Annotated in this window: 24 protein-coding genes; 15 read left to right on the top strand and 9 right to left on the bottom strand. The window is 53.0% G+C overall.

All coding sequences use genetic code 11. The annotated features are described in order from the left end of the window. Window positions 1–357: 357 nt before the first annotated feature. Window positions 358–1,245, top strand: a complete 888-nt coding sequence (locus WCI03_11580; protein MEI8140492.1) for a DUF3800 domain-containing protein — start codon at window positions 358–360, stop codon at window positions 1,243–1,245. 146 nt (window positions 1,246–1,391) lie between these two features. Beyond that, window positions 1,392–2,606, top strand: a complete 1,215-nt coding sequence (locus WCI03_11575) for a cytoplasmic protein (protein ID MEI8140491.1) — start codon at window positions 1,392–1,394, stop codon at window positions 2,604–2,606. 322 nt (window positions 2,607–2,928) lie between these two features. Here the strand turns inward: WCI03_11575 and WCI03_11570 are convergent, their stop codons facing one another. After that, window positions 2,929–3,507, bottom strand: coding sequence for a hypothetical protein (locus WCI03_11570; GenBank protein MEI8140490.1), 579 nt, complete (start codon window positions 3,505–3,507; stop codon window positions 2,929–2,931). Between the two features lie 185 nt (window positions 3,508–3,692). Here WCI03_11570 and WCI03_11565 point away from each other — a divergent pair, with 185 nt between their 5' ends. The 7 genes from WCI03_11565 (at window position 3,693) to WCI03_11535 (ending at window position 10,957) form a co-directional block, all read left to right on the top strand. Continuing rightward, window positions 3,693–4,853, top strand: coding sequence for an acyl-CoA dehydrogenase family protein (locus WCI03_11565; GenBank protein MEI8140489.1), 1,161 nt, complete (start codon window positions 3,693–3,695; stop codon window positions 4,851–4,853). A 76-nt stretch (window positions 4,854–4,929) separates the two neighbouring features. After that, complete coding sequence (locus WCI03_11560) at window positions 4,930–5,967, top strand: HAD family hydrolase (protein MEI8140488.1); 1,038 nt, start codon at window positions 4,930–4,932, stop codon at window positions 5,965–5,967. Window positions 5,968–5,979: 12 nt separating this feature from the next. Next, a complete protein-coding gene (gene proC, locus WCI03_11555; GenBank protein ID MEI8140487.1) occupies window positions 5,980–6,783 on the top strand; it encodes a pyrroline-5-carboxylate reductase in 804 nt (267 codons plus the stop codon). 26 nt (window positions 6,784–6,809) lie between these two features. Then, window positions 6,810–8,507: a DNA topoisomerase VI subunit B gene (locus WCI03_11550; GenBank protein ID MEI8140486.1), complete on the top strand. Its 1,698-nt coding sequence runs from the start codon at window positions 6,810–6,812 to the stop codon at window positions 8,505–8,507. Window positions 8,508–8,575: 68 nt separating this feature from the next. Further along, entirely contained in the window at window positions 8,576–9,676 is a 1,101-nt protein-coding gene (locus WCI03_11545) for a DNA topoisomerase IV subunit A (GenBank protein ID MEI8140485.1), read from the top strand. Between the two features lie 170 nt (window positions 9,677–9,846). Continuing rightward, window positions 9,847–10,761: a ribosome small subunit-dependent GTPase A gene (gene rsgA / locus WCI03_11540; protein ID MEI8140484.1), complete on the top strand. Its 915-nt coding sequence runs from the start codon at window positions 9,847–9,849 to the stop codon at window positions 10,759–10,761. A gap of 58 nt (window positions 10,762–10,819) precedes the next feature. Then, entirely contained in the window at window positions 10,820–10,957 is a 138-nt protein-coding gene (locus WCI03_11535; protein ID MEI8140483.1) for a hypothetical protein, read from the top strand. Here WCI03_11535 and WCI03_11530 read toward each other — a convergent pair. Continuing rightward, window positions 10,948–11,868: an HNH endonuclease gene (locus WCI03_11530; GenBank protein ID MEI8140482.1), complete on the bottom strand. Its 921-nt coding sequence runs from the start codon at window positions 11,866–11,868 to the stop codon at window positions 10,948–10,950. The genes WCI03_11535 and WCI03_11530 overlap by 10 nt on opposite strands. Beyond that, window positions 11,865–13,100 (bottom strand): DNA cytosine methyltransferase, encoded by a 1,236-nt coding sequence (locus tag WCI03_11525; protein ID MEI8140481.1) that lies wholly within the window; start codon window positions 13,098–13,100, stop codon window positions 11,865–11,867. The genes WCI03_11530 and WCI03_11525 overlap by 4 nt, the downstream gene beginning before the upstream one ends. Window positions 13,101–13,370: 270 nt before the next feature. Between WCI03_11525 and WCI03_11520 the strand changes: the two genes are divergently transcribed. From WCI03_11520 to WCI03_11495, 6 genes are all read left to right on the top strand, one after another. Continuing rightward, window positions 13,371–13,766 (top strand): nucleotidyltransferase domain-containing protein, encoded by a 396-nt coding sequence (locus WCI03_11520; GenBank protein MEI8140480.1) that lies wholly within the window; start codon window positions 13,371–13,373, stop codon window positions 13,764–13,766. Beyond that, window positions 13,759–14,193 carry a DUF86 domain-containing protein gene (locus WCI03_11515; protein ID MEI8140479.1) on the top strand — a complete coding sequence of 145 codons (435 nt, stop codon included), beginning with the start codon at window positions 13,759–13,761 and terminating at the stop codon, window positions 14,191–14,193. Before WCI03_11520 ends, WCI03_11515 begins: the two co-directional genes overlap by 8 nt. A 46-nt stretch (window positions 14,194–14,239) precedes the next feature. Continuing rightward, on the top strand, window positions 14,240–16,963 hold the full coding sequence (locus WCI03_11510) for a DEAD/DEAH box helicase (GenBank protein ID MEI8140478.1): 2,724 nt from the start codon (window positions 14,240–14,242) through the stop codon (window positions 16,961–16,963). 23 nt (window positions 16,964–16,986) lie between these two features. Further along, window positions 16,987–17,862 (top strand): SWIM zinc finger family protein, encoded by an 876-nt coding sequence (locus WCI03_11505; protein MEI8140477.1) that lies wholly within the window; start codon window positions 16,987–16,989, stop codon window positions 17,860–17,862. 16 nt (window positions 17,863–17,878) lie between these two features. Beyond that, window positions 17,879–19,045: a Xaa-Pro peptidase family protein gene (locus WCI03_11500; protein ID MEI8140476.1), complete on the top strand. Its 1,167-nt coding sequence runs from the start codon at window positions 17,879–17,881 to the stop codon at window positions 19,043–19,045. Window positions 19,046–19,120: 75 nt separating this feature from the next. Continuing rightward, a complete protein-coding gene (locus WCI03_11495) occupies window positions 19,121–20,257 on the top strand; it encodes a D-alanyl-D-alanine carboxypeptidase family protein (GenBank protein MEI8140475.1) in 1,137 nt (378 codons plus the stop codon). A gap of 12 nt (window positions 20,258–20,269) precedes the next feature. Here WCI03_11495 and WCI03_11490 read toward each other — a convergent pair whose 3' ends face one another. The 6 genes from WCI03_11490 to amrB all read right to left on the bottom strand — a co-directional run bounded on the left by WCI03_11490 (window position 20,270) and on the right by amrB (window position 26,250). Continuing rightward, window positions 20,270–21,268: a type I phosphomannose isomerase catalytic subunit gene (locus WCI03_11490; protein MEI8140474.1), complete on the bottom strand. Its 999-nt coding sequence runs from the start codon at window positions 21,266–21,268 to the stop codon at window positions 20,270–20,272. 9 nt (window positions 21,269–21,277) lie between these two features. After that, complete coding sequence (locus WCI03_11485) at window positions 21,278–22,015, bottom strand: sugar phosphate isomerase/epimerase (GenBank protein ID MEI8140473.1); 738 nt, start codon at window positions 22,013–22,015, stop codon at window positions 21,278–21,280. A gap of 83 nt (window positions 22,016–22,098) precedes the next feature. Further along, window positions 22,099–23,340, bottom strand: coding sequence for a class I SAM-dependent RNA methyltransferase (locus WCI03_11480; GenBank protein ID MEI8140472.1), 1,242 nt, complete (start codon window positions 23,338–23,340; stop codon window positions 22,099–22,101). Next, a complete protein-coding gene (locus WCI03_11475; GenBank protein MEI8140471.1) occupies window positions 23,330–24,574 on the bottom strand; it encodes a class I SAM-dependent RNA methyltransferase in 1,245 nt (414 codons plus the stop codon). Before WCI03_11475 ends, WCI03_11480 begins: the two co-directional genes overlap by 11 nt. Further along, a complete protein-coding gene (locus tag WCI03_11470; GenBank protein ID MEI8140470.1) occupies window positions 24,571–25,380 on the bottom strand; it encodes a carbon-nitrogen hydrolase family protein in 810 nt (269 codons plus the stop codon). The genes WCI03_11475 and WCI03_11470 overlap by 4 nt, the downstream gene beginning before the upstream one ends. Window positions 25,381–25,395: 15 nt before the next feature. Beyond that, window positions 25,396–26,250: an AmmeMemoRadiSam system protein B gene (gene amrB / locus WCI03_11465; GenBank protein MEI8140469.1), complete on the bottom strand. Its 855-nt coding sequence runs from the start codon at window positions 26,248–26,250 to the stop codon at window positions 25,396–25,398. Window positions 26,251–26,378 lie beyond the last annotated feature (128 nt).

Genomic DNA, 26,378 nt, shown 5'->3' with positions numbered 1-26,378 from the left:
GCCTTGCGGCACAAGATCCTAAGTCTTGCGTGTCTGCCAATTTCACCACTCGCCCAACCTGTTTACTATCAAATACTTATGTCTGCATTCGGATGTTATTGCTTGATGTGTTTGCGTCAGTTTGCGCCATTATTTCGGCAGAACAAACCTCATTATAATATATCGCAACCACCGTTATTCCAATGACATCTGGGGCAAAGATACCTGAGTGAGATGACACGGTCAAGGGTCACGCACACAGTATTGCGCATGGTGGCGCACAAGCGCATGAATCCTAAATCTAAAAATTCGGCTGATGTATGATTCCCTGATCGGTCTTGAACCAATCCGGACCTTTTGACATTCTCCCACTAACTTATGAGCTATCTTCTTTTTATGGATGAGAGTGGGCATGACCACGGAGTTGTCCCGTACGAGGTCCGTGGCGGGATCGCGCTACATGATTCCGATCTTTGGCAATTTGTCCGGAACATTCAGGCCGCTGAGTTGGCAAACTTTGGAGGATATCTGCACCAATTCGGATCTGAGATCAAAGGCATGAAGTTGCTCAAGAATAGGGTTTTCAAGTGGGCCAATCAAGGATCCCCGCTGGAGGCGGAGGAGCGGCGGCGTTTGGCGTTGGCGTTTCTTAATAAAGGGGCCGCCCAGCAGACGCCGACGAGGCCAGAATTCACAGGCTATGGCCAAGCATGCATCTCCTTTATGAGGGATGTGCTTCGCCTGCTTCGCGAACATCGGGGGACTATTTTTGCAACGGCTATTCCGCGAACAGTGGCCCGCCCGTCTTCACTTGAAACCGAAGAGTATCTGCGGAAGGATCATGTTTTCCTTTTTGAGCGGTATTTCTATTTCCTCGAACGAGAGCAAGAGACCGGGTTGATTGTAATGGATGAGACCGAGCGCGTCGAAGACCGTGCGTTCGTGAGCAAGATGCACAGGTATTTTACCAAGACGCTGACTGGCAAGCAACGAACGTCTAGGATTGTTCCGGTGCCATTTTTCGTTTCTTCGGATATGGCTTATCCCGTACAGGTCGCGGACCTCTGCATTTACGCAATCAACTGGGGATTCAGGTTGCCGTCTGTTGGCATGAATGCTGATGTGAGATCGGAGATCGCCGGGGCGTTTGAGTCTGACATTCAAAGCCTGCAGTTTAGTGGCGATGGTTACAAGAGCGGACAGGTATACCCCATGCACGGGATCGTTTACATTCCCGATCCGTATGAGACGAGACGGGGGAAATAAAAAAGCAGGTAACGCTTTTGGAACCGCCGAAGCAGTCCCTGAGCCGAACCTGCATTAACAATATCTGATATGTGGCGTGAAAATACAAGCAATTTTACTCCCTTTCGGAGGTTGAAAAATAGCGGATCCAAACCAGAACGTGAGTTATGATGGAAATTGACAGACTGTTGGAAGATATACTCGTTGACGCCTATGGTGAGGATGAGCAGTTGTGGGCATTCCGACAGACATTCGAGGACGAGGTGCCGTTACCCGCAGAGGGGTCGGTAATCGGCGAGACCGTGTCGGTCAAGAAGATCGAGTATGACGGTAATACTCAGCGCGGACTCAGGGCAACATGCCAGAAAGCGGACGGCAAGACCTATGAGGTGGCGCTTGCGGATGTCGAGTTTCCCTCCGGATCCAAAGCGGCCCCATATATCATGGCATACCGGCAGTGGCTTGGCGTACCTCAGCCGCGAAAGTCGCGACGAGCCGAATACAGAGAGAAGATCAAGCAGACCAAAGTCGGGGTGGGCGAGATCGATCTCGCCAAACCATTGGACTTGATCGTTCTGGGCATCAAAAAGCAGGACTCTGCCCGTTGCCGATTGCTGGGAAAGGACAAGGAACTGACGTTGCGATCGGCCGATGTGTGGGATGTCGTGTCCGGTGAGATTGTCACGGTTCTGCCGAGGAAGCATTGGAGCTATGCGGGCCATCCGTACCTCTCGGCCGACATCACAGGCACCCGGTTTGATCTTGGAGCCCTGAACCTTCAGCCACTCAAACTTAACGATTTTGGCGTGTGGGATCCTGAGAATCACTACTGGGGCGAGGACGATGCAACTGAACTTGATTGGGAGAAGGCGATCAAGTCCCGTGGTCCACGGCCGGAATATGAGATGGAACAAATCTTGCCCGGAGTGTCTCCTGAAGATTTGGATATTGATACTGATCCCATCACGGAGGCGGTTGAACTTAAGGAGGCAGGCGAATTTGCGGAGGCACACCAAGTGCTGAACACATTGCTCATTGCCGACCTGCGCTGCCTCGACGCCCATGCACACCTGGGAAACTTGGAATTCGACAGTCAACCGGCGACGGCGCTTCGTCACTATGACATCGGCAGGCAAATCGGCGAAATCTCGCTCGGCCCCGACTTTTCCGGTGTTCTTCCCTGGGGGCTAGTCGATAATAGGCCTTACCTTCGGTGCCTGCATGGCTATGGACTTTGTCTCTGGCGCCTGAAGCGTCTTGACGAAGCCGCCATCGTTTTTACCCGAATGCTCTGGCTGAATCCCGCTGACAATCAGGGGGTTCGGTTGCTTCTGCCTGATGTTCGTAAAGGTACGGCATGGAAAGACCGGCCCGACTTGTGAGCAAACCATGAGTGGAAGTCGAAAAATTGATCCGCTTGCCCGCGACATCGAGTTGGCGCTTTGCCCCGGCTGTTACATCCGATAACGCCGCCATTTTCCACAAAAAGTTTGCGCCAGTTTGCGCCACATTTTTCATGCGACAAGTGGCATTTTCTTGCAGCCATGCGCAAAGTGACCGAGTTCCAACCTCAACTGCTACAGCGTGTTGCAGATATGTGCAACAATGAGCAAGAGGATCGGCATCTTCCTAAGTCTTGCGTGTCTGCCAATTTCACCACTCGCCCATGTTAGCGACGGGTTTATTAGCAAAGCAGGGGGGATGTTACAATACGGATTTCGGGGCAAAGGCCGCCGTCATTTGGTCGAGAATGGTTTTTTCCTTATTAGATATGGGGGAGGTGAGGCCTAAAAATCCGCCAGCTGACTCGGCCACTGCGTGCGCTTGAGCCAATAGGGTGTTTTTGAGGTTTTCGGATTCGGCAGGGGTGAGGGTTTCGCAAAGCCCCTCTATATAGTGAATCCACGCCGTGAGCAGTGATTTGGGCGGGCTTTGCTTGAGCCATTCTTCAAGAATCGTGTAATCGATTGAGCCGTGGCTCATTCCGATTTTTGAAGCCCCTGCCAGAATCGCTTTACGTTCACCTTCCTGAATTTCCCCATCCGCCCAGGCCACTTCGACCAGTGGGACCAACGTGAGTGTTGCAAGAAGATCCGGGTGGATGTTCAATTCGACGAGTTTTTTCAAAATGGCTTCATTGCGGATACCTGAAACGGCGGTGAGTGCGGCCTGGGTATGTTCCATGGCCAATAGCTTTTTGCGCTGCTCGATCAAGATGGCATCCTTTTTGGCGAAAAATTCATCTTCAAGTCGTGAGGCTTGCCGCGTTAAGATTTCATCCATAATTTCAATCCTTCCCGTTGGGTTACTGGTGGGACTTTACATAAGGTGTTGGTTGCAGGCAACCCTTTGCTGGTGGCCGTAGAAAGGATTTCCTTGATCCTTCCTCTGTCGTTTTCTATAGTCCCGCAAGTTTGGGCTGGTGAATGCTGGCAATGATTGACTGTAACTTATTGGGAGTGAATAACATGGATTATGGTTTAACTGAAATGCAAGTGATGATTCGGGATCTTTGTCGGCAAGTGGCTCAGGATAAAATCAAACCGATCCGCGAGCATTATGACGAAGTAAATGAATTTCCACATGAAATCGTAAAGGTGTTTGCTGATGCCGATCTTTGTGGCGTCTACATTGGCGAGGAGTACGGCGGCATGGGTGGCGGGATCATGGAGCTCTCGGTGGCCGTTGAGGAGTTGTCCAAGGTTTGCTCCGGAATTGCTCTGGCATTAGCAGCTACAGCACTTGGCACCTTCCCGATCATTCTTTTCGGCACCGACGATCAGAAAAAGAAGTACTTGCCCCGCATCGCATCCGGGAAGTCGCTGGCTGCCTTCGGACTGACTGAGGCCAATGCCGGTTCAGATGCCGGTGGAATCACCACCACCGCAGTGGTGGATGGCGATCATTATGTATTGAATGGTACCAAGCAGTGGATCACCAACGGCGGCGAGGCTGAAATCTACTCGGTTGTGGCGATGACCAATAAGGCCAAAGGCGCACGGGGTGCATCGGCTTTCATCGTGGAGAAGGGGACCCCGGGGTTCACCTTCGGCAAGAAGGAAAACAAGATGGGCATTCGCGCTTCCGCGACCCGCGAACTGGTTTTTCAGGATTGCCGAATTCCCAAGGCGAATCTGTTGGGTAAAGAAGGCATGGGATTCATTGTCGCGATGAAGACCCTCGACAGTTCCCGTCCCGGAGTAGCCGCACAGGCTCTCGGTATTGCGGCTGGTGCGTTGGATGAGGCGGTTGCGTACAGTCGCCAGCGTCGTCAGTTCGGCAAGCCGATCGGCTCCTTCCAGGGAGTTCAGTTCATGCTGGCGGATATGGCCACGCAAGTGGAGGCATCCCGGGCCCTCATTTATTCCGCCGCCCGGTACATTGACAGCGGGGCGAAGGATATCAGCAAGGTTTCGGCCATGTGCAAGCTGTTTGCGTCCGATACCGCAATGAAGGTGACCACGGATGCCGTGCAGATCCTGGGTGGTTATGGCTACATGAAGGAGTATCCCGTTGAGAAGATGATGCGTGATGCGAAGATTACGCAGATCTACGAAGGTACCAATCAGATTCAGCGCGAAGTGATTGCCTTGAACCTGATCAAGGAATCGGCTGCGGCAAAGAAATGAGCGGATTGAGACAGGAAGTCTTTTAAGTTCCGGGCCGATGCGCTGAAAAGCGGGTCGGCCCATTTCATTTATACTCATGAGTTCTTCGGAAAATATTCTCAAGCAGATCCGGATGTTTGTCACCGATGCCGATGGCACGCTGATGGGCCATCGGCCCGAGTTTGACCAATACCGGGCTTTCCGTGAACGAATTGCTGAACTTCGAACGACCTACGGGATGCTTTGGGTGGTTTGCACCGGACGTAGTCTGAGCTGCTACAAGCACATCTTCAGCTCCATGCGCGTATTCGGAATTTCGCCGGACTATGTGATTGTCAATCACGCCTTTATTTTTGAATGTAAAAAATGGGGGTATCTTCCGCATTGGATCTGGAATATCAGAATCCTTTGGTTGCAGTGGAAAGATGAGCAAACCGTGAGGCGGGCTCTACCGAAGATTCGGAGAGCCGTGCTGGCGCAAAATCCTTTTGTCAGGGTGATGGTGTCTAAAGCGCATCGTCTATGTTTTCGGTTTGACGATGAAAGTGCCGCTACGTTTGGGGCTGAAGTGCTCAGAGAGCAGGTCCGGCCTTACAAATATCTTCAAACGTTTCAAACTCCTGGGGAGATCAGTGTACGTGTGATCCCGTTTACCAAAGGTCTGGCTGTAAGGGAGCTTGCCCGGCATCTTGGCATTTTCAATTCTCAGATCCTGGTGGTGGGTGACGGGCATAATGATATCAGTATGATGGAACTGGAGCCACCTTGCCGCACCGCATGTCCGGCCAATGCAGCTCCTGAAGTGATTGAGACCGTTCATCGCACGCATGGACATATCGCCTCTGAAAAAAACCTAAACGGGGTGATGGAGGTATTGAGGGCCTATGAGGCGGGGGAGATAAACGACAAACTCCCGGCAGACTGGGCAGAATCTGATTCCCCGTCCTCGCCTCGGCCACAGTCGCATGGGATACGCGGGGTCATGGGAACCACAATCCTGCTGTCCTTGGTGCTATATACGACTCTGCTGGTCGTGGCGTCTTATATTAAGTTTCCGGGGCGCGGCCTTGTTTTGAAGCCTTATAACATGTTGGTGGAGTGCCTTTACAAGGGCTGCCATTCCTTCGATCGATGAATGAGGGGAACTATGTCTAAAATCGGATTTATTGGAGCTGGAAAAATGGCGGAGGCCATGATCTCTGGTTTGATTGCGAATGGGTTTGCCGGTCCGGGCGAAATTGTAGTGTCGGATATCAGTGGTGAACGCCTGAAGATGGTAAATGATGTCTATGGAGTCAGGGTTACGCTTTCCAATTCCGAAGTTGTGGCGCTTGCGCCAATCTGTGTGTTGGCGGTGAAGCCGCAGCAGCTTGGCGCGGTGTTGGGCGATTTGGCCTCCTTGATCTCCGCCAATCATCTGATGGTGTCAATTGCTGCCGGTAAATCCACGTCTTATTTGGAATCCCTGCTGCCTACCGGACGGGTGGTGCGCGTCATGCCGAACATGGCCTGCCTTGTTGGGGCCGGAATGAACGTGTATACCCGAGGAAGTCGGGCGACTGCTGCTGATGGCGTGATGGTCGCTAACTTGCTGGGTTGCTGTGGTCGGGCGCTGGAAGTGCCTGAGTTACTTTTTGATGCGGTAACGGCCTTGAGCGGATCTGGCCCGGCCTTTTTTGCCTATTTGCTTGAACAGCTGGTGGAAGGGGCGGTTAAGGAGGGCTTGCCAAGGGAGCAGGCGCTGATTCTGGGGGCTCAAACCATGGTGGGAACGGCGCAGTTACTGTTGCAGAAAGAGATGAGCCCCTCAGATCTGGCAACGGCCGTCACCTCCGCCAAAGGCACAACCGCGGCCGGTCGTGAAGTATTGGAAACGCAAGTGATGGCGGGCATTCTTGGCCGGACGATACAGGCTGCCGCCCAGCGAAGTCGTGAGCTTGGAAAAGCTTGATTTGATTATATTTAGGAGGATCCCTCATGGCACGAACTCCCGCACCCACCGCCACTGCAGAGACCATGTCGCGCCAACAACGCGAGATTTCGGTATCTGAGTTCTTTTTAAAGAATCGTCATCTTCTTGGATTTGACAGTCCGCGCAAAGCCTTGCTGACCGCCGTTAAGGAGGCGGTTGATAATTCATTGGATGCCTGCGAAGAAGGGGGCATCCTGCCCGAAATCAGTGTCGAAATCACCCAGTCCGGCGAGAAGCGATTCCGGATGGAGGTGACAGATAATGGGCCGGGCGTCATGCGTCAGCAAGTGCCCCGGATTTTCGCAAAGCTGTTATATGGCTCCAAGTTCCACCGTTTGCGGATGTCGCGTGGGCAGCAGGGAATTGGCATTAGTGCGGCGGGGATGTATGGTCAGTTGACGACCGGGACAGCCACACGGATTTTGTCCAAGCTGCCACGCTCAAAGCAGGCTCATCATATCGAGGTTCAGATCGATACCCGCAAAAACACTCCCACGATTCTCAAGGACAGTGAACTCGAATGGCTGCCCACATTCCCGCGTATCGGGGTCGATGGGAAGCCTGCGGCTCAGGAAACCCATACGCATGGAACCTCCGTGATGATTGAGATGGAGGCGCAATATTTCCGGGGAAAACTTTCGGTGGATGAGTTTCTGAGGCAATGCCTGATCTCAAATCCCCATCTGCAATTGCACTACCGCATCAACCTCCTGAATAGGGAAGGAAAAGAGGCTGAGGCTGGTGAGAAGGCGGGCGTTCCACCGGCGGAAGGCCAATGGATCTCCTGGATGAGGCTGGCTGAAAAGTTACCTACGCCCCCGGTTGAGATCAAGCCGCATCCCCATGGGGTTGAATTAGGCATGTTAATGCAGATGTTGCGCGATACTGAATCGCGCACCCTGCGGAGTGCGTTATCAGACGATTTTTCGCGGGTGAGCAGTGCGACGGCGCTGGATATCTGCACTCGTGCCGGGTTGGATCCAAAGGCTAATCCGCGTCGGATTGCCAACCGGGAGGTAGAGACCCTGTTCAAGGCGGTGAATGACACCAAGTTGATGCGGCCCCCGACCGATTGCCTGTCGCCGATTGGTGAGGAGTTGATCAAGGGTGGGCTGGCCAAGGAAATCCAAGCTGAATTTATAACGGCAGTCACGCGTGATCCCACAGTTTATCGTGGGAATCCCTTTCAGGTGGAAGTGGGGATGGCCTTTGCCAAGGCGGGCGAGAATGAAGGGCTGAGTGCAGATGATCCCGTGCGCTTGCTTCGGTTTGCAAATCGGGTGCCTCTGCTCTATATGGGGGGTGCCTGCGCCATTACCAAGGCGATCACGGGCGTGAACTGGAAGAATTACGGACTGGCTCAGCCGCGCGGCTCACTTCCCGTCGGTCCAGCGGTGATCATGGTTCATATTGCCAGTGTGTGGGTGCCGTTTACGAGTGAGAGCAAGGAAGCCATTGCTCATTACCCTGAGATTATCCGCGAGATTACCTTTTGCATGCAGGAATGCGGACGGCGCCTGTCGGTTCATCTCAGTCGGCGCAATCGCGAACATGAGGCGGAGCGGAAACGCTCCTACATTGTGAAATATATTCCGCATCTGGCGCTGGGTCTGAAGGATATTCTTGATCTGCCGGACAAGGATGAGGCGCGTGTGGTGAAAACCCTGCAGACCATGCTGGAACGGTCCCATTTGGAAACCTGACGAGGGAGATGATCATGGCAAAAAAGAAGACCATCAAGAAAACAGCTGGTTCTGGCGAGCCGGCGCTAATGATTTCCCGACAGGGCGTTGCGGATAAAATTCTTTCGGTGGGCCGTGATGTGTACAACGACATCATTAAGAAGATGAAGAAGCCCTCGATGAAGTTTCCCATCCGGTCGCTTGCCAATGTGAAGTATGATCCGAAAGCAGGCTACTTCGAGATCCGCGGGAAGACGGCAACCCGAACCCTCAGCTACAATACCGTCAAGGCTTTTGCCCAAACCATGCGGTTGTTGGCGACGACCAAGAAAGATCTGGTCGACAAGAATGACATCGCCGGAAAACGCGAGATTTATTATAATAGTAAAAGCTGGGGTGAATGCCGGTTTGAGGAACAGCCCGAGAGCGATACGTTGCTGGATGACATGGAGGCTATGCTGGGGGTCAACCGGGAGCAAATCGGTTATATCCCTGAGGAGCGTGGCGGTGACGTAACGGGTCCCTTGATTGTGCTTGATCAGAATCCCGCCACGGGCGAAGTGGTGAAGATCAATTGCAGCAAGTTAGGGTCGGGCGCGTGGAGTATTCCTTCGCGGGTAGAGCATCTGAAGTTCGAGTCCAAGGCCAAATTCATTCTGGTGATTGAGACCTCCTCACTCTTTCAGCGTCTGGTGCATCACCGCTATTATGAGACCGCCAACTGTGTGCTCATTTCCATGAGCGGGGTTCCCACCCGGGCCTGTCGGCGATTTATCCGGCGGCTCGCCGATGACCAGAAGTTGCCGGTTCTGGTGTTTACCGATGGGGATCCCTATGGGTATTGCAATATTTATCGGACCTTAAAGGTGGGTTCCGGGCAGGCTGCCCACATCAATAAATTCTTCTGTGTACCCCAGGCGCATTATTTGGGGGTAACCCCGCAGGACATTCTGGATTTCGGTTTGCAGGATGCCACGCATCCGCTGGAAGAAGTGGATATCAAGCGGGCGAAGGACGCCCTGAAAAACGACCCCTTTATCCGCCACCACAAAGAGTGGCAGGATACGCTCAACCAGATGCTCAAGATGGGGGTACGTGTTGAGCAGCAGGCCTTTGCCAAGCACGGCTTGAATTACGTACTTGAAACCTATCTGCCCGAGAAGTTGAAGCGGGGCAAATTCCTGCCGTAAGACCAGGGTTTTACGCATCCTGTAGGACTTTGAGGGCGAACCTTGCGTGAGCTGCGTCATTGTGGGGCCCAGTAGGCGTTCATGAATTGTGATCCTGCTATTAGGCGAGAATTTAGGTCGTTTTGCCCAACTTGACGTAAAGTGTCAAGCCAAGCTATAATAATATTTAAATGATTCTTCAAAACATTGTCGCCCTCAAAGGGCTTATCGTTGCGGCCTATGGGCGCCAGTATGAAGTCCGGATTGAGGGCGGAGTTGCTGGGAGCAACCTGCTCATGTGTTACCCGCGTGGCAAAAAAAGCATTTATGCCTGCGGTGACGAAGTTGAGGTGGAAGCCTCTGGAGCCACTCAGGGTGTCATCAATGTGCTTCTGCCGCGGCGTAGTTTGCTTTATCGTGCGGATGCTTTTAAGGAGAAGCTGATTGCTGCCAATGTCACGCAGGTGGTGATTGTTGCGGCAACGGAGCCGGGGTTCAGCGATGAATTGCTCATGCGGTGCCTTTGTGCGGTCGAGTCTCAGAATATTTCCGGGCTAATCGTTCTTAATAAGTGTGACCTTGTAACCCATCTTCAACGTGGACGTGACTTGCTGGCTCCGTTTGCAAAATTGGGGCATCCCGTGCTCGAATTGAGTGCGCAAGCCGGCAATCTGGATATGCTGCGTCAGCACTTGTCGGGACAGGTTTCATTGCTGGTAGGCCAATCTGGTATGGGGAAAACGACCCTGATCAATGCGCTGGTGCCAGAGGCGGCCGCCAAAACGGGAATCGTGTCGGAAGCGCTTAATAGCGGCAAGCATACCACTACCCATGCCCGATGGTATGACCTGCCCGGTGGTGGGGCGCTGATTGATAGCCCTGGCTTGCAGGCCTTTGGTCTCGCTCATTTGTCTCGTGAGCAGATCGAGGACGGCTTTCGTGAATTACGCCCGTTACAAGGTCAGTGCCGATTCCGTGACTGTCAGCATCATCGTGAGCCCAATTGCGCCTTCCGGACTGCCCTTGTGTCCGGCGCAATCGATGTCCGCCGCTTTGAGGTTCTGCAGACACTCCTCGCCGAACATCGGAAAAAGCCGAAGTTCTGAGGGGCACTGAATATAAGATCCTGCCACTCTAACCCACCGCATACTGGGGGAACTTGTATTGAATCAGGCACTTGTCAAGAAAGCCGGAATGAAGGTCAAGGCAGAGGATATCCCTGTGGGAATGCGACTTGGATTCTCGAATTTCACAGGAAAAGCATGGAAATGTGGCGTAAAAGGGCTCTATCTCTACTTGTGACGATGAAGGTCGTCATGGCAAACTGTGCAAAGCGTTGTGAGGTTTTCTTCAGAATTTTCGCCGCCTACAACATGATGCTTCTTGTGATGTAGCTCTAGGTGGCGAGGATCCGAACGGTTCCATGCTGCATGTGTCCATCCACATTTCTTGCAGGCATAACCATCGCGTTGGAGAATTCTTCCGCGCACCGGGTCAGGAATGGTGCGGTCGTGTTCAGGGCTTTGCCGGTCGCGTTCAAGGACGTAGACGCCTACCGGCAGGTCGGGTTGTCCTGTGTTTTTCGTCACAATAGGCCAGCCGAATTCAGTCCGGAGTTCTCTGATGCGGCGAGGCCAGTCGGATTTGTTGCCTGATACGTAGCGGAGTTCCTCTCCCGTTACAGGTTGGCCAACGCTTTCTTCGAAAAAAGCTAATATTCGATCCCGCACGGAAAGATTGCTGCCTCGCAGACTGTTTGCCAAATTCCATCGATGGGCGGCATCCCGGTCTTGTTTTTGAGATAGGAGCACATAGTCAGAGGGGTGCATACCAGCCAGATCAGTCATGTTCTCCGCAGGGTCGAGATCCGTGAGCATATCTTTCACGGTCATGCCACTGGCAATTGCCCAACCAAATTCAACACGGAGTTCGCGCACGCGGCGAGGCCAGTCCTGGATGCCGGATACAACCATGAGTTCATCACCTTTTATCACTGTCACAGGATAAGTTTGAAAATAACGGATAATTCGGTCGCGTGCAGCGTTTTTCCCTTCAGCGGGAATCAGTGAACTTCCAAGATAGCGCAATTGATGGAAAACTGGAATTAGGGCCAGAACTCGTGTCCGCAGGTTGCCCTCCTGCAGTTCATGCTCGAAGTCTGCAATAAGTGTGGCGATTTGCAGCCGAGTTGTTTCAAGTTCCGATGTAGTCATGAAAGAGCCTTATGTTCGCGGTTTAAGAGGAGAAGATAGACAATGTCAGCTATGCGCGCCGCAAGGAGAGGCGGAACCGCATTGCCAATCTGGCGTGCCACTTCAATCTTGGTTCCTGTGAAAATAAAGTCATCTGGAAATGACTGCAATCGGGCCGCCTCCCGGTGTGTAATGGGGCGATTTTGTACTGGGTGGAGGTACCGACCTTTCTCCGGCTTAAAAAACTCGGTTCTGATGGTAACAGAGGGTTTCCCCCACCATAAACGACCGAATAAATCCGTGCCACCTGATGTTTTGCGAATCCAACATTCAGGTGTCAATTTTGGGGCACGCCTTTGGAGGTCGAACCGATTCATTCCCTCCTCGGGAATTGCCTTATATCGGGCAATACTCTTTGGGGTAGGTGTCCGTCCGAAATGCAGGTCCAGGGGAGGCGGAACATTGCGAATTCCAATATCTTCAGGCGGGGGGAGATCGCCAATCGCATCACGCACAGTTCGCCACTTTTGAGTGCCAGGAACATAATCATCTGCACCTGAGCGGAAAAGCGAGGGCTGAATCTGCGTTTTCGATAGATCGTAGTGGGATTTGCGTGGAGGAAAGACCAGATTAGGATCCGCGAATCGGCAGCCAATAATGATTGCACGCTTTCTAACCTGGGGTACTCCGTAATCCGCTGCGCAGAGCATGGCGCTTGCAACCTTGAAACCAAGCGATTTCGCCACGCCAATAATTTCATCGTGTTCAAAAGTTCCCAGCAATTGGGGGACATTTTCCATGACAAAAACAGTCGCCTTGCAACGTCTAACAACCTCAAGATAAGGACGCCAGAGTTCTTTGCGGGGATCCCCTTCGCGATTTTTGTTGAGGAGACTGAATCCCTGGCATGGTGGACCTCCGATAACAACATCGGCTTCCGGGATTTCAACGTCCGTAGATTCAAGAAGGGATACAATATCTCCGCAAACAGCGTGTGGGCCGAAATTGGCGTTGTAAGTGGTGACGGCATCCCGGTTGAAATCGTTAGCCCATACGGGAACAAATGGATGTCCAAGGAGTTTTGAGAAACCGAGCGACATGCCCCCTGCACCTGCAAAAAGGTCAATGGTACGGAAAGTAGTCCGTTTTTTTGACAGGGTGCCTTCTGTACGGGCTACATAAATGCGCTGATCCTCCTTAAGAATCCAGCGTTTCAGCGAGTCATTTTCGATTTTATATTCCAATTTTTTCATTAAGTCGTGTTGATCGTGAGGTGATCAATAAACATGAATCAAATATTAGCCAGACTAGACATAAGATGCAAGGATTCCAGTAATCTTAGCGAGATAGCTAATAGTATGATGCGTTTAGTTTTAGGGCGGCAAAGAACAGTCCCTGAATAGTCGGCGAAACAAGTGCCAAATAGGTCAAAAGGCTCTGGGCACCGCTCCGCAATTCTGCCGCAGTTTTGGGCGCAAAGCTCGGGGCTTGACCGTTTGAGCCGGGAGGCGTTTAATGTAGTTATGAATGAGATGTCCCGTAATCTGACAGATCTTCTTGCGGAATTCTGTCGAGAACATTCCGAAGTTCGACTTGCCTACCTGTTTGGGTCCTATGCCCGTAATAAGGCCCGCCCTGATAGTGATGTGGATATTGGAATTGTGGTTAAGGGGCAGGAGTCGCAGCTTGTAGATCTGCAACTGGCCGACTGGCTATCTGAGGCTGTTAAAAAGCCGGTGGACGTGGTGGTGTTGAATAGGGTGTCTGCCATCCTTCAGCATGAAGCCATTCGCGATGGGGTACGCCTTTTTGAGGCGTCACCGATGGAGCGGCGCTTGTATGAATTGACGGCATTTAAAGATTATGTGGATGCCATGTATTTTCAGGAACAACGAGTCAGGAGATTGGCACATGGTTGATATCGCACTGTTGAATCGGTTGCTGTTGAGTCTTGATAGTTATTATCAGGATTTAGGCTCGGTGCAAGAGATGCGATTGGAGGCGTTTTCAGCAGACATCCGGAGTCAGAGGTTTGTGGAGCGAACGCTTCATATTGCCATTGAATGTTGTCTGGATATCTGTCACCACATCATTTCGGATCAGAAATGGCGTGAACCCTCTTCGTATGCCGATGCGTTTACAGTATTGGCGGAACATGGTGTTCTGCCTGCGGACACTCTGGCGCAATATCGATTGATGGCGCAATTTCGCAACAGGCTTGTGCATTACTACGAAAAGGTTGAGTCGGATCAGGTTTTTGTCATAGCCAAAACGCGGCGTGATGATTTTACTGCATTTGCCGCCGCTGTTCGACTCTGGCTGTCCCGGCCAGAGATATCTGGCTAATGGGGGGTACTTTCAGTCAATTTATGAATAAGGAATTGACTCGACAATGACTGACATGCCGGATTATCCAACCCTCGCGCTCAATCCCCAGGGACATCTTTTCTGGAGTGCTCATGACGGAGAGATGTGGCCGGTAGAGGCGGCGGCCGGGCGTGTTGCCACGGCGTTCTCTTCCAGTGTAACCGCAGGGCTGTTACATTTGGCCTCACGCGAGTCGGAGACTCAAATGCCTGCCTGCCCGGCCTTCTGGCGGAAGTTTTCACGTCTTTTTCTGACCCAGTTTTGCCATAGGCCAGAAATTGAAGGGTTGGATCAAGCCACGCCGCTCCCCTCAGAGGCTGATGTGATGGCGCTGGTTGACCATGCGCCGCCGATGGTAGGTGGGGAATATTTGTCGGGAGATGTGCTTCGCGCTCTTTGGGTTGTTTTGGATGAAGGCACGCGACTTGAGGCTGGTCGCAACGCCAGTGGTGTGGAGGCCTTTTTGAAGGCGCTCAGTCCGATCTGGCGGCTGGTGGGGCGGGTATGCTTTCACTTGGCCGAGAATCCTAAAAATAACGAGTTTCCGTTCGCTTTTTTAGCGACCTATTCCATCGGGGTTTCGGCGGGAGGCCAAATCCAGCACCGACCCCTTGGGCAGGCCCTGCGCGAAAATGCAGGTGAAGGCAAGCACGCCGCGCTTTTGAAACTATTGAGCCCGGTTTATCGTTCCGCTGAGAAAAGTAAGTTTGTGAAGAATCTCGTGGAGAGTGGAAGCCTTTTTAAACCACTAGCCTGGCGACCGGATCAGGCGTTTCAGTTTCTTAAAGAAATTCCGCTTTTTGAGGAGAACGGGGTTGTGGTTCGCATGCCGGATCGCTGGGGTGGCAACCGCCCCGCCAGGCCGATAGTGAGTGTGCTGGTCGGGGAAAAACGAAAGGGCGGATTGGGGCAGGATGCCTTGCTGGATTTCAGTGTGGAAGCGACGCTGGGTGGAGAGCCGTTGACTCCGGAAGAGTGGAAGGCACTCATGGAGGCCTCCAGCGGGTTGGTGTTGATCCGGGGACACTGGGTTGAGGCCGATCCTGAAAAGCTGCGTGATACGTTGGAGCAGTGGAAGAAGGCCGAAAAGGCGGCGTCTGAAGGAGTGTCCTTTGGAGCGGCCTTGCGGATGTTGACGGGAGTTGAGGGCGGGGTTGCGGCCGAAGTCGGTGATGACGTTTCTGAAACCAAGACGTGGCTTGGATTGAAGGCCGGAGCCTGGTTGGACGAGACGCTGGCCGTGCTTCGTGATCCGACGCGCTTGGGCGATGCGAAAATCCCGCACGGGCTCGATCAGGTGTTGCGCCCCTATCAACAGACCGGGGTTGAGTGGTTACGGTTTATGAACACATTGGGCTTGGGCGCCTGCCTGGCCGACGATATGGGCTTGGGCAAAACCATCCAAGTGCTGGGTTTGCTTGCGGCCCGAAAACATGAGAGGGGTGATAAACTGGGGAGGACCAGTCTTTTGGTTGCCCCGGCTTCACTCATGGCGAACTGGCAATCTGAAATCAAACAATTCGCGCCATCGCTTAAGGCTCTTGTTCTGCACCCCTCGGATATGTCCAGCGAAGACTGGCGGCGAGTTCAGGCGGATGTCGCTGCTGCGGTGAAAGGCTGTGATTTAGTATTGACCACCTACGGCTTGGTGGGCCGTTGGGAGGAGTTGCGTCGGCAGGACTGGGATCTGGCGATTCTGGACGAGGCACAAGCCATCAAGAATCCCTCGGCGCGCCAGACCAAGGCGGTAAAAGAACTTCGCGCTACGCATCGGGTGGCGCTTACAGGCACGCCGATAGAAAACCGGTTAGGTGATTTATGGTCCCTTTTTGATTATCTCAATCCCGGACTTCTCGGCTCAGCGAAACGGTTCAGTGACTATATTAAAGCGAGCTCAGGCAGTAGCGAAGGTTTGGGCGCCTTGAGAAATTTGGTGCGCCCCTACATCCTTCGACGGCTCAAAACAGACAAACGGATTATTGCCGACTTGCCGGATAAGACGGAGGTCAAGGCCTATTGCCCGTTATCACGAAAACAGGCGGCGCTGTATGAGCAATCGGTCCGGGAAATGAGAATCAAGCTGGAGGAAGTCGACGGGATTGCCCGACGCGGTTTAGTGCTGGGTTATATCATGCGGTTCAAACAAATTTGCAACCATCCATCGCATTGGCTTCGCGATCAAACCTACGGCCCCGACGAAAGCGGGAAATTTATGCGCCTGCGTGAACTGGCGGCAGAGATTGCTCAGCGTCAAGAGAAGGCCCTGGTGTTTACCCAATTCCAGGAAATGACACAGCCCCTGGCAGCTTGTCTGGCCGAAGTGTTCCGGCGGCCGGGCTTGATTCTCCATGGTGCGGTTCCGGTCATAGATCGGCGCCGGCTGGTGGAGACCTTCCAGACTGAAGATGGCCCCCCATTCTTTGTGCTGACAACCAAGGCGGGTGGGACGGGGCTCAATCTGACGGCGGCTTCGCATGTCATTCATTTTGACCGGTGGTGGAATCCGGCTGTTGAGAATCAGGCGACGGATCGCGCCTTCCGTATTGGGCAGAAGCGGAATGTGCTGGTGCATAAATTTGTTTGCAAGGGAACGTTTGAGGAAAAAATTGACATGATGCTGGAAGAGAAAGCCGCTCTGGCCCGCGACGTGGTTGATGGCGAAGGCGGGGAAGTCCGATTGACGGAAATGAGCAATGACGAACTCATTAAATTTGTCTCGCTGGACATTGATCGGGCTTCTTTGGAATAGTTTATAAGAAAGGATAAAAAAATATGAGTCGATGGGGACGAAAAAGTTATAGCCGTTACGATAGGTATCCGCCTTATGTGCCCGTGGCTGTGCGTAAAGAAAAAGCGGCGAAAGCGGCGGCGAAATTGTTGAAAAAAGGAGATGCCCATCAACCCGTTCAGCTGAATGGAAAAACCATTGCCCGCACTTTTTGGGGCAAAGCGTGGTGTGAAAACCTGGAGTCCTACAGCGACTATGCGAATCGCCTGCCGCGTGGGCGATCCTATGTGCGTAATGGTTCCGTGCTGCATCTCGATATCCGGCGTGGCGAGATCGAAGCCCTGGTAAGTGGAAGTTCCTTGTACAAGATCAAGGTCGGCATCAAGCCGGTGGATAAAAAACAATGGGACAGCCTGCGCAAGGAATGTGCCGGGTCTATTGGTTCTTTGATGGAGCTTCTGTCGGGCAAGTTATCCGAGCGGGTGATGGGGGTGATGACGAGTAAAAATGGCGGACTCTTCCCTGCACCTTCAGAAATTATTCTGGACTGCTCCTGCCCCGATTGGGCTGAAATGTGTAAGCATGTGGCGGCTGTAATGTATGGGGTCGGGGCGCGTTTGGATGAAAAGCCCGAGTTGTTGTTTACGTTACGGCATGTGGACCACAAGGAGTTGATTAGTCAGTCGGGGGCAGTGGAAGCGCTCACGACAGGGACAGGGATGGGTGACGTAGCCGTACTCGATAGCGCCGAAGTGGGCAATGTATTTGGCATCGAAATGGCTGCTGAATCGGAGTCGCAGAGGATTCCCGCGCCGACGACTAAAAAAGCAAGGAAAGTGCCCGTCAGGGCCAAAATTAAAAAAGTAGTTAAGAAAAAAGCGGGTAAACTGAAAGCTAAAGCTGTGAAGGCTAAACGTTAAGCTGAATAGAGGAATTATGACTTTTCGCGATGAAATCAAAGGGCGGATTACCCGCATGCAGGCATTGATTCGTGAACAAGGACTTGATGGGGCCTTTTTCATTTTCCCCATCGATGTCTATTACTTCTGTGGTACGAATCAGAATGCGGCCTTGTGGATGCCAGCTATTGGAGAACCGATGTTGCTGGTGCGGAAGAGTCTTGCGCGAGCCCAGGCGGAGAGTGTCGTAGCCGATGTGCGACCTTTCCCTGCCAGCAAAGATTTTCCGGCTTTGTTCAATGACGCAGTGCGTAAAGTCGGTTTGACCTTCGACGTGGTGCCTGTTCAACAGATGAATTATTATGGCAAGTTACTGCCAGGCTGCGAATTTGTTGATATCACTTCGTTGAATCGAGAGTTGCGTTCGGTCAAATCATCCTTCGAATTGAATCAGTTGCGTATTAGTGGGAGCAAGATTGGCGAAATCTTTAGTCAGGTTCCAAAGTTTCTGAAGGTGGGGATGCGGGAAGTGGATCTGGCGGCCGAGTTTGAATATCGGCTTCGCAAGGCGGGGAATGAAGGGTATATCCGGATGCGGGCCTTCAATCAGGAGCTTTTTCTGGGTCTGGCGGTTTCTGCTGGGGGTGCAGCGCATGGGGCTTTTGATGGTGCAGTTACCGGGCGGGGTCTATCCAGCGCCGCACCCTATGGCTCCTCTATGGATCTGATTAAAGAAAATGAGCCAGTATTTCTGGATTATACCGGTGTTTTTAATGGCTACATCACAGATATGACCCGGGTATTCGTTGTGGGGCGGCTTGATTCCGAATTGCAACGTGCCTTTGAGGTCTCACTTGAAATTCAGACATTTCTGCAAATGGCATTAAAGCCAGGGGCGATTTGTGAAGAGCTCTATTTTCGTGCGGCGGAAATGGCTGAACAGGCCGGGCTGGGTAAGTTCTTTATGGGCATGCCGGGCGAGCAGTCGCGATTTGTCGGGCATGGGGTCGGTCTGGAGTTGGATGAATGGCCCATTCTTGCCAAGGGATTCAAGTCTCCGCTTCAAGCGGGGCAGGTCATTGCTATTGAGCCTAAGTTCGTGATCCCGGGCAAAGGGGTGATTGGTATTGAAAACACCTTTGCCGTCACGGTTGACGGCGGTGAAAAGCTAACTAATATTCCGGACCAGATTATGTATGGCTGAAGATCAATGGACAGCCGCGGGGCCTATGCGGTATATTCAGTCCCCTTATTTTATTTTTGAAAGCGAATGGACTCAATGACGACAACGAAATCGATGCGGTGTTTTGTTTTGGTGTTTTGTGCGGTGGTGTTGGCGATGGGGGGTAACGCCCTGGCGGCAACGCATCCGACCAAGAAAGCTGTGGTAACTACCAGTAAATCCAAGGCGACTGCTTCCAAGGGGCGAACGGCGTTGCCTAACCGGACTGCAGACCCCTATCTCGGCGCGATAGTTGTGGATGCGGCGACAGGGCAAGTGCTGGTTGAGCAAAATGCGGACGCCTCCGGGTTTCCCGCGAGCGTCATCAAACTGATGGATATGATGGTGCTTTTAGACCAAATTGCCGCAGGGCAACTCAGTCTAAGCAATATGGTGACCGTCACGGCGGAATCGTCAAAGATCGGCGGGTCGCAGGTTTATCTGAAAGAGGGTGAGGTTTTCATGTTGGAGGACCTCATGTATGCCCTGATGATCCAGTCGGCTAATGATTCAGCCATGGCTATGGCGTTGAGTGCATCGGGCTCTTCTGCAGGGTTCGTAGAGTTAATGAACAAGAAGGCAGCTGAACTGGGAATGAGTAACACGACCTTTCACTCGGTGCATGGGCTTCCGCCTGCCTCTGGACAAGCGGGTGACTCGTCAACGGCCCGGGATTTGGCCAAGCTGGCCGGGGCCTTGATCTCCCAGCATCCCGAGATCATAAAATATACGTCTACTCAGGTGCGGAATTTCCGGCCCAATGCGCCACAACCCTTTGTGATGCGCAGTCATAATCATCTTTTGCATGAATATCCGGGTTGCGACGGGTTGAAGACGGGATTTATAAACGCCGGCGGGTATTCGATTGTGGCGACGGCCCAGAAAAATGGGCGACGTGTGATTGCCGTTGTGTTGGGTAGCAAAGATCGCAAAGTGCGTGATGCCAAGGCCATTGAATTGCTCTCAAAGGGATTTGCCGCATTACCGCCGCTTCCTCCCCCGCCCCCGCCCGTGGTCGTGCCCGTGGTAACTAATCTTCCTGCCGTAGTGACGACGGGCGAGGAACCTCTTACTGCCTCCGAGACCCCTCACATGGGTTGGCTTAAGATTGCAGGAATCGGTCTTGTGATCGGTTTGGCCGTCTTGGGCATTGGCAGCTTCTTTATGAAGAAGCGTTCCCGGAATGATTTCTAAGTCGCCCCATCATCAGGTCGGGGAAGTGACGGGCACCGAGATCCGTAAAACGGTCGCCTGTTTTCCTGTGGGCTTGAGCGTATAGCGATTGAGCTTGGCGGGGATCAGGCAGGTGCAGCCGCCGGGGACGGTTTCGGTTCCCGATTCGCACATGATTTTGATGTCATCTTTTTCGCTGAAGAGGGCCTGGAAACTGGCGCCGTCGTGTTGGACAAAAAATGGGGCCGTAATATCCAGTTTCTCCAATCGGAAATAGGGGGAGACGACCAATTCGGTGACCAATGCGCCAGACTTCTCGCTGATGGGGCGCGGAATCGTTTTGACGGGGGCCGCATCCGTCCAATGGATGACTTTGAGCGCCTGATCCAAGTGGAGCTCCCGGGGCTTCCCTGCTTTGTCCACCCGGCCCCAGTCATAGACCCGGTAGGTGGTATTGGAGTTTTGTTGGATCTCCAGAATCAGTAAGCCCTCGCAGATGGCATGGACGCGGCCGCCGGGTATGAAGATGGTGTCGCCTGCGGTTGCGGGGACTGATTGGAGCGTTCCTTCCAGCTGGCCAGTTTTGAGGGCGGCAAGGAAAGAGACCTCGGTAATATTGGGTTTGAGTCCGGCAAAAACCTGCCCGCCCTTGGGGGCATCCAGGATATGCCAGGCCTCGGTTTTGGCCTCGCCAATCCCGAGTGCGGCTGAAGCATCGTCAGGGTGAACTTGAATGCTCAGGCGCTCTTTAGCATCAATCAGTTTGACCAGCAGGGGAAAAGAGTCTGATTTGATCCCATGGCCAAGTAATTCCTTGCCGAAGCGGGTAACGAGTTCGGCGAGGGACTGTCCCTTCAGGGGGCCATTAGCGACAAAGCTCATGCCCTCTGGACGGTCAGACAATTCCCATGATTCAGCGTAAACGCCTTCGGGCTGGTCACGGTTGAACCGGGCGGGAATACGACTGCCGCCCCATATGTAGTCTTTGTAGGCCGGTTCTAGAAGAAACGGATAGAGCTCTGGTACATTCATCTTGAGGGATCAGCGGCCCATTTTGCGAATGTTTTCGATACAGGTTTTGGCACTCTCCATCGGGCCGATTTCATAAGCTTCCTGTTCGACGACATACCATTGCACTGCCGTTTCCTTTTCAATCACATCGAAGATGGCTGGCCATTTGACGGAGCCTTCGCCCACGGCGGCTGTCTTGGAAGTAGGGTGGAATTCTTTCACGTGAACCGATTCAAGCCGTTTGGCGTAGCGACGCAGGATGGCGGGAACGTCACAGCCAGCGGCGGTGGCCCACCCGATGTCGAGTTGAACCAGAAAGTCATCCGGGGTGGAGGAGAAGATGCGGTCAAAGAAGATTACTCCCTTTTCCGCTTTAAACTCATCGGTATGGTTATGGTAACCCAGTCGCATGCCGCAGGCTTTGGCACGGACGTGGGCAGCGTTCATGCGATCGATCCACTTTGAAACGTCCTTCATGTCAGCCCAGGGCACGATAAGGCGATCATTGCCGATAGCCTTGTTCATGGCCACCGTCGTTTCAAAAGCGTCGCCTTCCAGGGAGTCAATGCCGGTGTGGGCGCCCGCGCAACGGAGACCGTTGCTATCCAGCATGGCCCGCAATTCCTTGCCCGGCAGGTTGTAATAGCCTGCGAATTCAACGCCTTGGTAGCCCATCGCGGCCACTTTGCTCAATGTTCCTGACACATCTTTCGGGGCTACATCTCGAAGGGAATATAGTTGAATCGCAACAGGTATTTTTTTGCTCATGACGTCAATCTCCTTGTTAGGTGAAGAATTGACGATATATGAAACAATTCGCCGTAAGCAATGACATATTCATAATTCTGACCTTAAACTGTAAGCCGCAGTTCGGTCAGAGATTCAAAGTGGGCGGTGCGGGGGAACATATCGAAAAGTTGGGATGAATGGACCTGATAGCCACCTTCTTTGAGCCAGGCGACATCACGGGCCATGGTGTCGGGCGCGCAGGAGATATAAAGGATTTGGGCTGGTCGCTGGGTGAGAATGTCGCGGATCATCATGCGCCCCATCCCGTTGCGGGGTGGATCCACGATGAGCGTGGTGTGTTCAGGCTGAGCCAGCTGAAGTTTAATCATTCCCTTCTCGGCACTGGCCGTCACCCACTCAATGTTCGAAAGGCCTAAATTCTTGGCGTTGAAGGCGGCTGCCTTGATGCCGGGGCCGTCCACATCCATACCAATGACACGGGGAATGCCCAGGGTAGCGGCTGCTAGAGCAAAGATGCCAACACCGCAATACAGGTCGACTACTGTGTGAGGCGGGGCAGTATTCATGAGCTTTAGCACAGTGTTTACCAGAACATCTGCCAGGCTGGGATTCATTTGGTAGAAACTGTCGCGTGGAACCGAAAGCGGGCCCAGGATCGAGGATTCAACCAGCCATACATCATTTTCATTCGCCTTGTTTCGCCACCAGACAGCACCATCTTTCTGTGTCCAACGGAAGATGATGGTCATGTCGCTGCGCAAGGTGCGTCGGAAAGAGGGGGCATCGTGAAGCTCTTTCAGCAAGGTGTTAATGGGCGCGACCGCTAGCGGGCAGTTGGGTACGTCCAGTACGGTGCAATTGTCGTCCATGAAATAGCCGATGCGTCGGTCTTTGCCATCGATCTGGCCGTGGAGTGACAGTTTGTTCCGGTAGCCCAGTGGGGTGGGGGAGGGAACCGGAGGCAGGAGTACCTCTTCTGTGCAGCCAGCCTGGCGAATGAGGATGGAGCGGAGTTGTTGATGTTTGATCCGGACTTCCTCCTCATAAGAGGCATGCTGGTAGCAGCAACCGGGGCAGAATGACGGAAGAGGTGAACTATGAGATGTTAAACGTGGGATGTGAAAGGCAAGGGGACAGACGGGGGCGATACGGTGTGGAGAGGGGGTGACCACGGAGGTCGCGCGGGCCTCGAGGAAGCCGCCGCGATCCTTGGTGATCTCAATGGTTACGGTTTCGCCGGGAAGGACGCCGGGGATAAAGCAGACTTTCCCGTCAAGTCGGGACACACCGCGTCCGCCCGTGGTGACTTCACTGATTTGGACAGACAAGGTGTCAGGGCTCAATGGGGGATTCCTGCGGTTCGGTGGTCTCGGGCGTCTTATTCTTTTTCGAGCCTGAATAAATGGAAAAGCCAAGGAGGCGGCACTCGATATTGCTGTTGAAAAACTGGATGCTTCGGGAATGGCGCAGGCCAATACCCTTGCCTAGAGCCATGTTTCCAGTGAAAACAAATCCAGTATATCCCTGGCATTGTTTTTTAAAGAAGTCCCCGATCCCGCGATACACAGGCTTGAGGAGTTCTTCTTCGCCCATGCGCTCACCATATTCGGGGTTCAGCACCAGCACGCCGCCGCCCTCGGGGACGGGGGAATCGGCAAAGTCGCAGATCTCAAATTCGATCAACTGCTCCACGCCGGCGGTGCGGGCATTTTGCTGGGCGGCCTCAATGGCGTCGGCGCGAATATCAGAAGCAATAATTTTGCCGGTAAACTTACGCTTGGGGAGAGCGCGGGCTTCAGTTCGAATTTTCTGCCAGGCCTCATCATCGAATCCCTTGATGTGCATGAATCCGAAATTGCTTCTAAGCAGGCCGGGGGCTCGATTTTGGGCGAACAGGGCGGCCTCAATGGCTAGTGTTCCGCTGCCGCACATGGGGTTGAGGAAATTGCCTTCACCGGTCCAGCCGGTGGCGCAGACAATGGCGGCGGCCAATGTTTCCTGCATGGGGGCCAGCATGGGGATTTTGCGATAGCCACGGCGCGAGAGGGGTTCGCCAGAGGTGTCGAGGTAGATTTTAGCATTTCCTTGATTCCAATAAAGGAAGACCACGGTGCCGGTGCGGTCATTGCCTGAATTTGGGCGACGTCCGGTTATTTCGCGAATGCGATCCACAATCGCATCCTTGGTTTTGACATTGGCGAAACGGTCATCACGGATGGCGGGAGTGTTGATGAACGAGGTGACTGTGAAATAGCCATCATCGGGAATGATGTTTTCCCAGGGAATCGTCAGGAGGTGTTGATAGAGATCATCCGGTTGGCGGACTTTGAACCGGCTGAGTTCGAGCAGTACCCGGTTGCCGGTATGCAAGAAGAGGTTCAGGCGCATGGCGTCACTGAAGGTCCCTGTGGTTTCTATTCCGGCCTCCAATTCAGCCAGGATGGGGAACCCCATGGTTGCTAGTTCTGTTTTGGCATAAGGGGGGATCCCTTTGGCGCAAGAGACGAGCAGGGGGAAGGTATCTGATTTGAGATCTGAGATCTGAGATGTGAGATTCATGTTAGATTCATCATTCATAATTTCCTGTGCGTTAGCGCAGGGAGGGTTCGGCGGATTTGTTCAAGATCGTGGATGTTGAGCGTTATGGTGTCTACTTGTTCTTCGTTGCCGAAGCGGGCAAGGATTTCACCCCAGGGCCCGACAATCATGCTGTTACCGTAGCTGGCGATGCCGGTGTGAGGGTTGGTGCCGCATTGGTTGGGGGCAATCATAAAGCATTGGTTTTCAATGGCCCGGGCGCGGACCAGGATTTCCCAGTGGTCCTTGCCGGTACGCTGGGTGAAATTTGAGGGAAGAAAGAAGAGCTGCGCGCCTTTGGCTGAATAATGGCGGAAGAGCTCCGGGAAGCGCAGATCATAACAGATTGCCATGCCGCAGTTCCAGCCTTCGAGTTCAGTCATAATGGGTTCGGTTCCAGCCTGCCAGAGGTCGCTTTCCCGAATGACCGGCCCGGATTCCAGATTAACGTCAAAAAGATGGATTTTACGATAGGACGCAGCGATCTCGCCCCGGCGGTTGAGCAGGACGCTGGTATTGTAAATGCCCGATTCATGATGTTCCACAACGCTGCCGGCTAAAACCCAGGCATTATGGCGATGGGCAATGGCGGCCAGGAAGTTCATCAGCGGTCCTGTCAGGGGGGCGGCGTTGCTGCGATAGTCATCATCACTACCGCGCATCGCAAAGACCTCGGGAAGTGCAATGAGGTCAGTGGCGCCGATGCCTGTAAGGAGTTGCTTGGTGCGGGTCAGGTTAGCCTGAACATCGCGTCCCGCGTCCACTTGCACAAGGGTGATCTTAAGATGGTTTGAGGGATGGCTCATCCTGAATTGCCCCTATCAGGCGGTAAAGGCGATGGCGCCGTAGCCGACGACCCATTCTCCCCGGCTTTCAGGGAAATCATCTCCGCTATTGCGATATCGCAGTAAAGTGGCTTTTTTGCAGCCCTGTTGTTGTGCATAACTCATTGCTGTGACCACGGGGCCGATTCCGCAGAATATCTGGTGGGAAAAATCCCAGTCATGCATGATCCCTTGGATATCCATCCCGATAACTTTCCGAAGGGTGGCTTGATCTGTTTTACGAACCCGTTCGTAAGACGGATCGTGTAGCATATCAGAACTGGCTACTACGAGTATCTTTTTCTTCACTGCTAACTTCTTTAGGGCAGTGGCGAGAGCATCGAGGAGGTCCATATCCCTCGGGCCAATCATGGCCATAACCAGGGAGGCCGCGGGCATCACAGTTTGGATAAAGGGAACTTGGTTCTCAAGCGAGTGTTCCCCCATGTGCGGGCGGTAATCGAATTTGATCCGTGAGTCGGCTTTGACAAGAAGACTCGCGCAATCCTTATCCAGCGGGGTTGCTCCGAGTGGGGTGGAAAATGTATCCCCATCCATGATCGCGACACCCTGATTTTGCTCCCGATGACTGAACCCTAGAATGACCACGGTATCAGGAGCGCCATGGATGAGGTTGTTTTCCTGAATGGCGCGATAGGTGTAGGCTGCTGTGGGGCCAGAATAGACATAGCCTGCGTGCGGAGCGATGACAGCAACAATGGGGTTTTTGACTTCCGGGATGAAGGCATTTTCAAACTGTTCAGCAATGGTCTGTTTAAGTTGCGTCGTTGTTCCGGGAAACCATTTCCCGGCACCCAATGCGGGTCGAGTTAATTGATTTTTCGCATTCATGACCCCTCCTCTTCTCGTATAAACATCTATCTTTCAGATATATTAGCCTAATGGGGTGAGATGACAATAGAAAAGCCAGGGCAGACGCATCTAAATTGCAGGATTTCTGGCCATTTTGGCTCAATCTG

This window comes from bacterium (assembly GCA_037143175.1).
Lineage (GTDB): Bacteria > Verrucomicrobiota > Kiritimatiellia > CAIKKV01 > CAITUY01 > JAABPW01.
The sequence above is the reverse complement of the archived record's forward strand: the minus strand, read 5'-3'. Positions and strand labels throughout refer to the sequence as shown.

What these genes read in the sequence shown, in the direction of transcription:
- WCI03_11560 (MEI8140488.1), top strand. Translation starts at nt 4,930, where the DNA reads ATGAGTTCTTCGGAAAATATTCTCAAGCAGATCCGGATGTTTGTCACC.
- WCI03_11495 (MEI8140475.1), top strand. Translation starts at nt 19,121, where the DNA reads ATGACGACAACGAAATCGATGCGGTGTTTTGTTTTGGTGTTTTGTGCG.
- WCI03_11500 (MEI8140476.1), top strand. Translation starts at nt 17,879, where the DNA reads ATGACTTTTCGCGATGAAATCAAAGGGCGGATTACCCGCATGCAGGCA.
- WCI03_11515 (MEI8140479.1), top strand. Translation starts at nt 13,759, where the DNA reads ATGGTTGATATCGCACTGTTGAATCGGTTGCTGTTGAGTCTTGATAGT.
- WCI03_11510 (MEI8140478.1), top strand. Translation starts at nt 14,240, where the DNA reads ATGACTGACATGCCGGATTATCCAACCCTCGCGCTCAATCCCCAGGGA.
- WCI03_11490 (MEI8140474.1), bottom strand. Translation starts at nt 21,268, where the DNA reads ATGAATGTACCAGAGCTCTATCCGTTTCTTCTAGAACCGGCCTACAAA.
- WCI03_11565 (MEI8140489.1), top strand. Translation starts at nt 3,693, where the DNA reads ATGGATTATGGTTTAACTGAAATGCAAGTGATGATTCGGGATCTTTGT.
- WCI03_11575 (MEI8140491.1), top strand. Translation starts at nt 1,392, where the DNA reads ATGATGGAAATTGACAGACTGTTGGAAGATATACTCGTTGACGCCTAT.
- WCI03_11570 (MEI8140490.1), bottom strand. Translation starts at nt 3,507, where the DNA reads ATGGATGAAATCTTAACGCGGCAAGCCTCACGACTTGAAGATGAATTT.
- WCI03_11580 (MEI8140492.1), top strand. Translation starts at nt 358, where the DNA reads ATGAGCTATCTTCTTTTTATGGATGAGAGTGGGCATGACCACGGAGTT.
- WCI03_11470 (MEI8140470.1), bottom strand. Translation starts at nt 25,380, where the DNA reads ATGAGCCATCCCTCAAACCATCTTAAGATCACCCTTGTGCAAGTGGAC.
- WCI03_11550 (MEI8140486.1), top strand. Translation starts at nt 6,810, where the DNA reads ATGGCACGAACTCCCGCACCCACCGCCACTGCAGAGACCATGTCGCGC.
- WCI03_11545 (MEI8140485.1), top strand. Translation starts at nt 8,576, where the DNA reads ATGATTTCCCGACAGGGCGTTGCGGATAAAATTCTTTCGGTGGGCCGT.
- WCI03_11505 (MEI8140477.1), top strand. Translation starts at nt 16,987, where the DNA reads ATGAGTCGATGGGGACGAAAAAGTTATAGCCGTTACGATAGGTATCCG.
- WCI03_11520 (MEI8140480.1), top strand. Translation starts at nt 13,371, where the DNA reads ATGAATGAGATGTCCCGTAATCTGACAGATCTTCTTGCGGAATTCTGT.
- WCI03_11475 (MEI8140471.1), bottom strand. Translation starts at nt 24,574, where the DNA reads ATGAATGATGAATCTAACATGAATCTCACATCTCAGATCTCAGATCTC.
- rsgA (MEI8140484.1), top strand. Translation starts at nt 9,847, where the DNA reads ATGATTCTTCAAAACATTGTCGCCCTCAAAGGGCTTATCGTTGCGGCC.
- WCI03_11530 (MEI8140482.1), bottom strand. Translation starts at nt 11,868, where the DNA reads ATGACTACATCGGAACTTGAAACAACTCGGCTGCAAATCGCCACACTT.
- proC (MEI8140487.1), top strand. Translation starts at nt 5,980, where the DNA reads ATGTCTAAAATCGGATTTATTGGAGCTGGAAAAATGGCGGAGGCCATG.
- WCI03_11525 (MEI8140481.1), bottom strand. Translation starts at nt 13,100, where the DNA reads ATGAAAAAATTGGAATATAAAATCGAAAATGACTCGCTGAAACGCTGG.
- amrB (MEI8140469.1), bottom strand. Translation starts at nt 26,250, where the DNA reads ATGAATGCGAAAAATCAATTAACTCGACCCGCATTGGGTGCCGGGAAA.
- WCI03_11485 (MEI8140473.1), bottom strand. Translation starts at nt 22,015, where the DNA reads ATGAGCAAAAAAATACCTGTTGCGATTCAACTATATTCCCTTCGAGAT.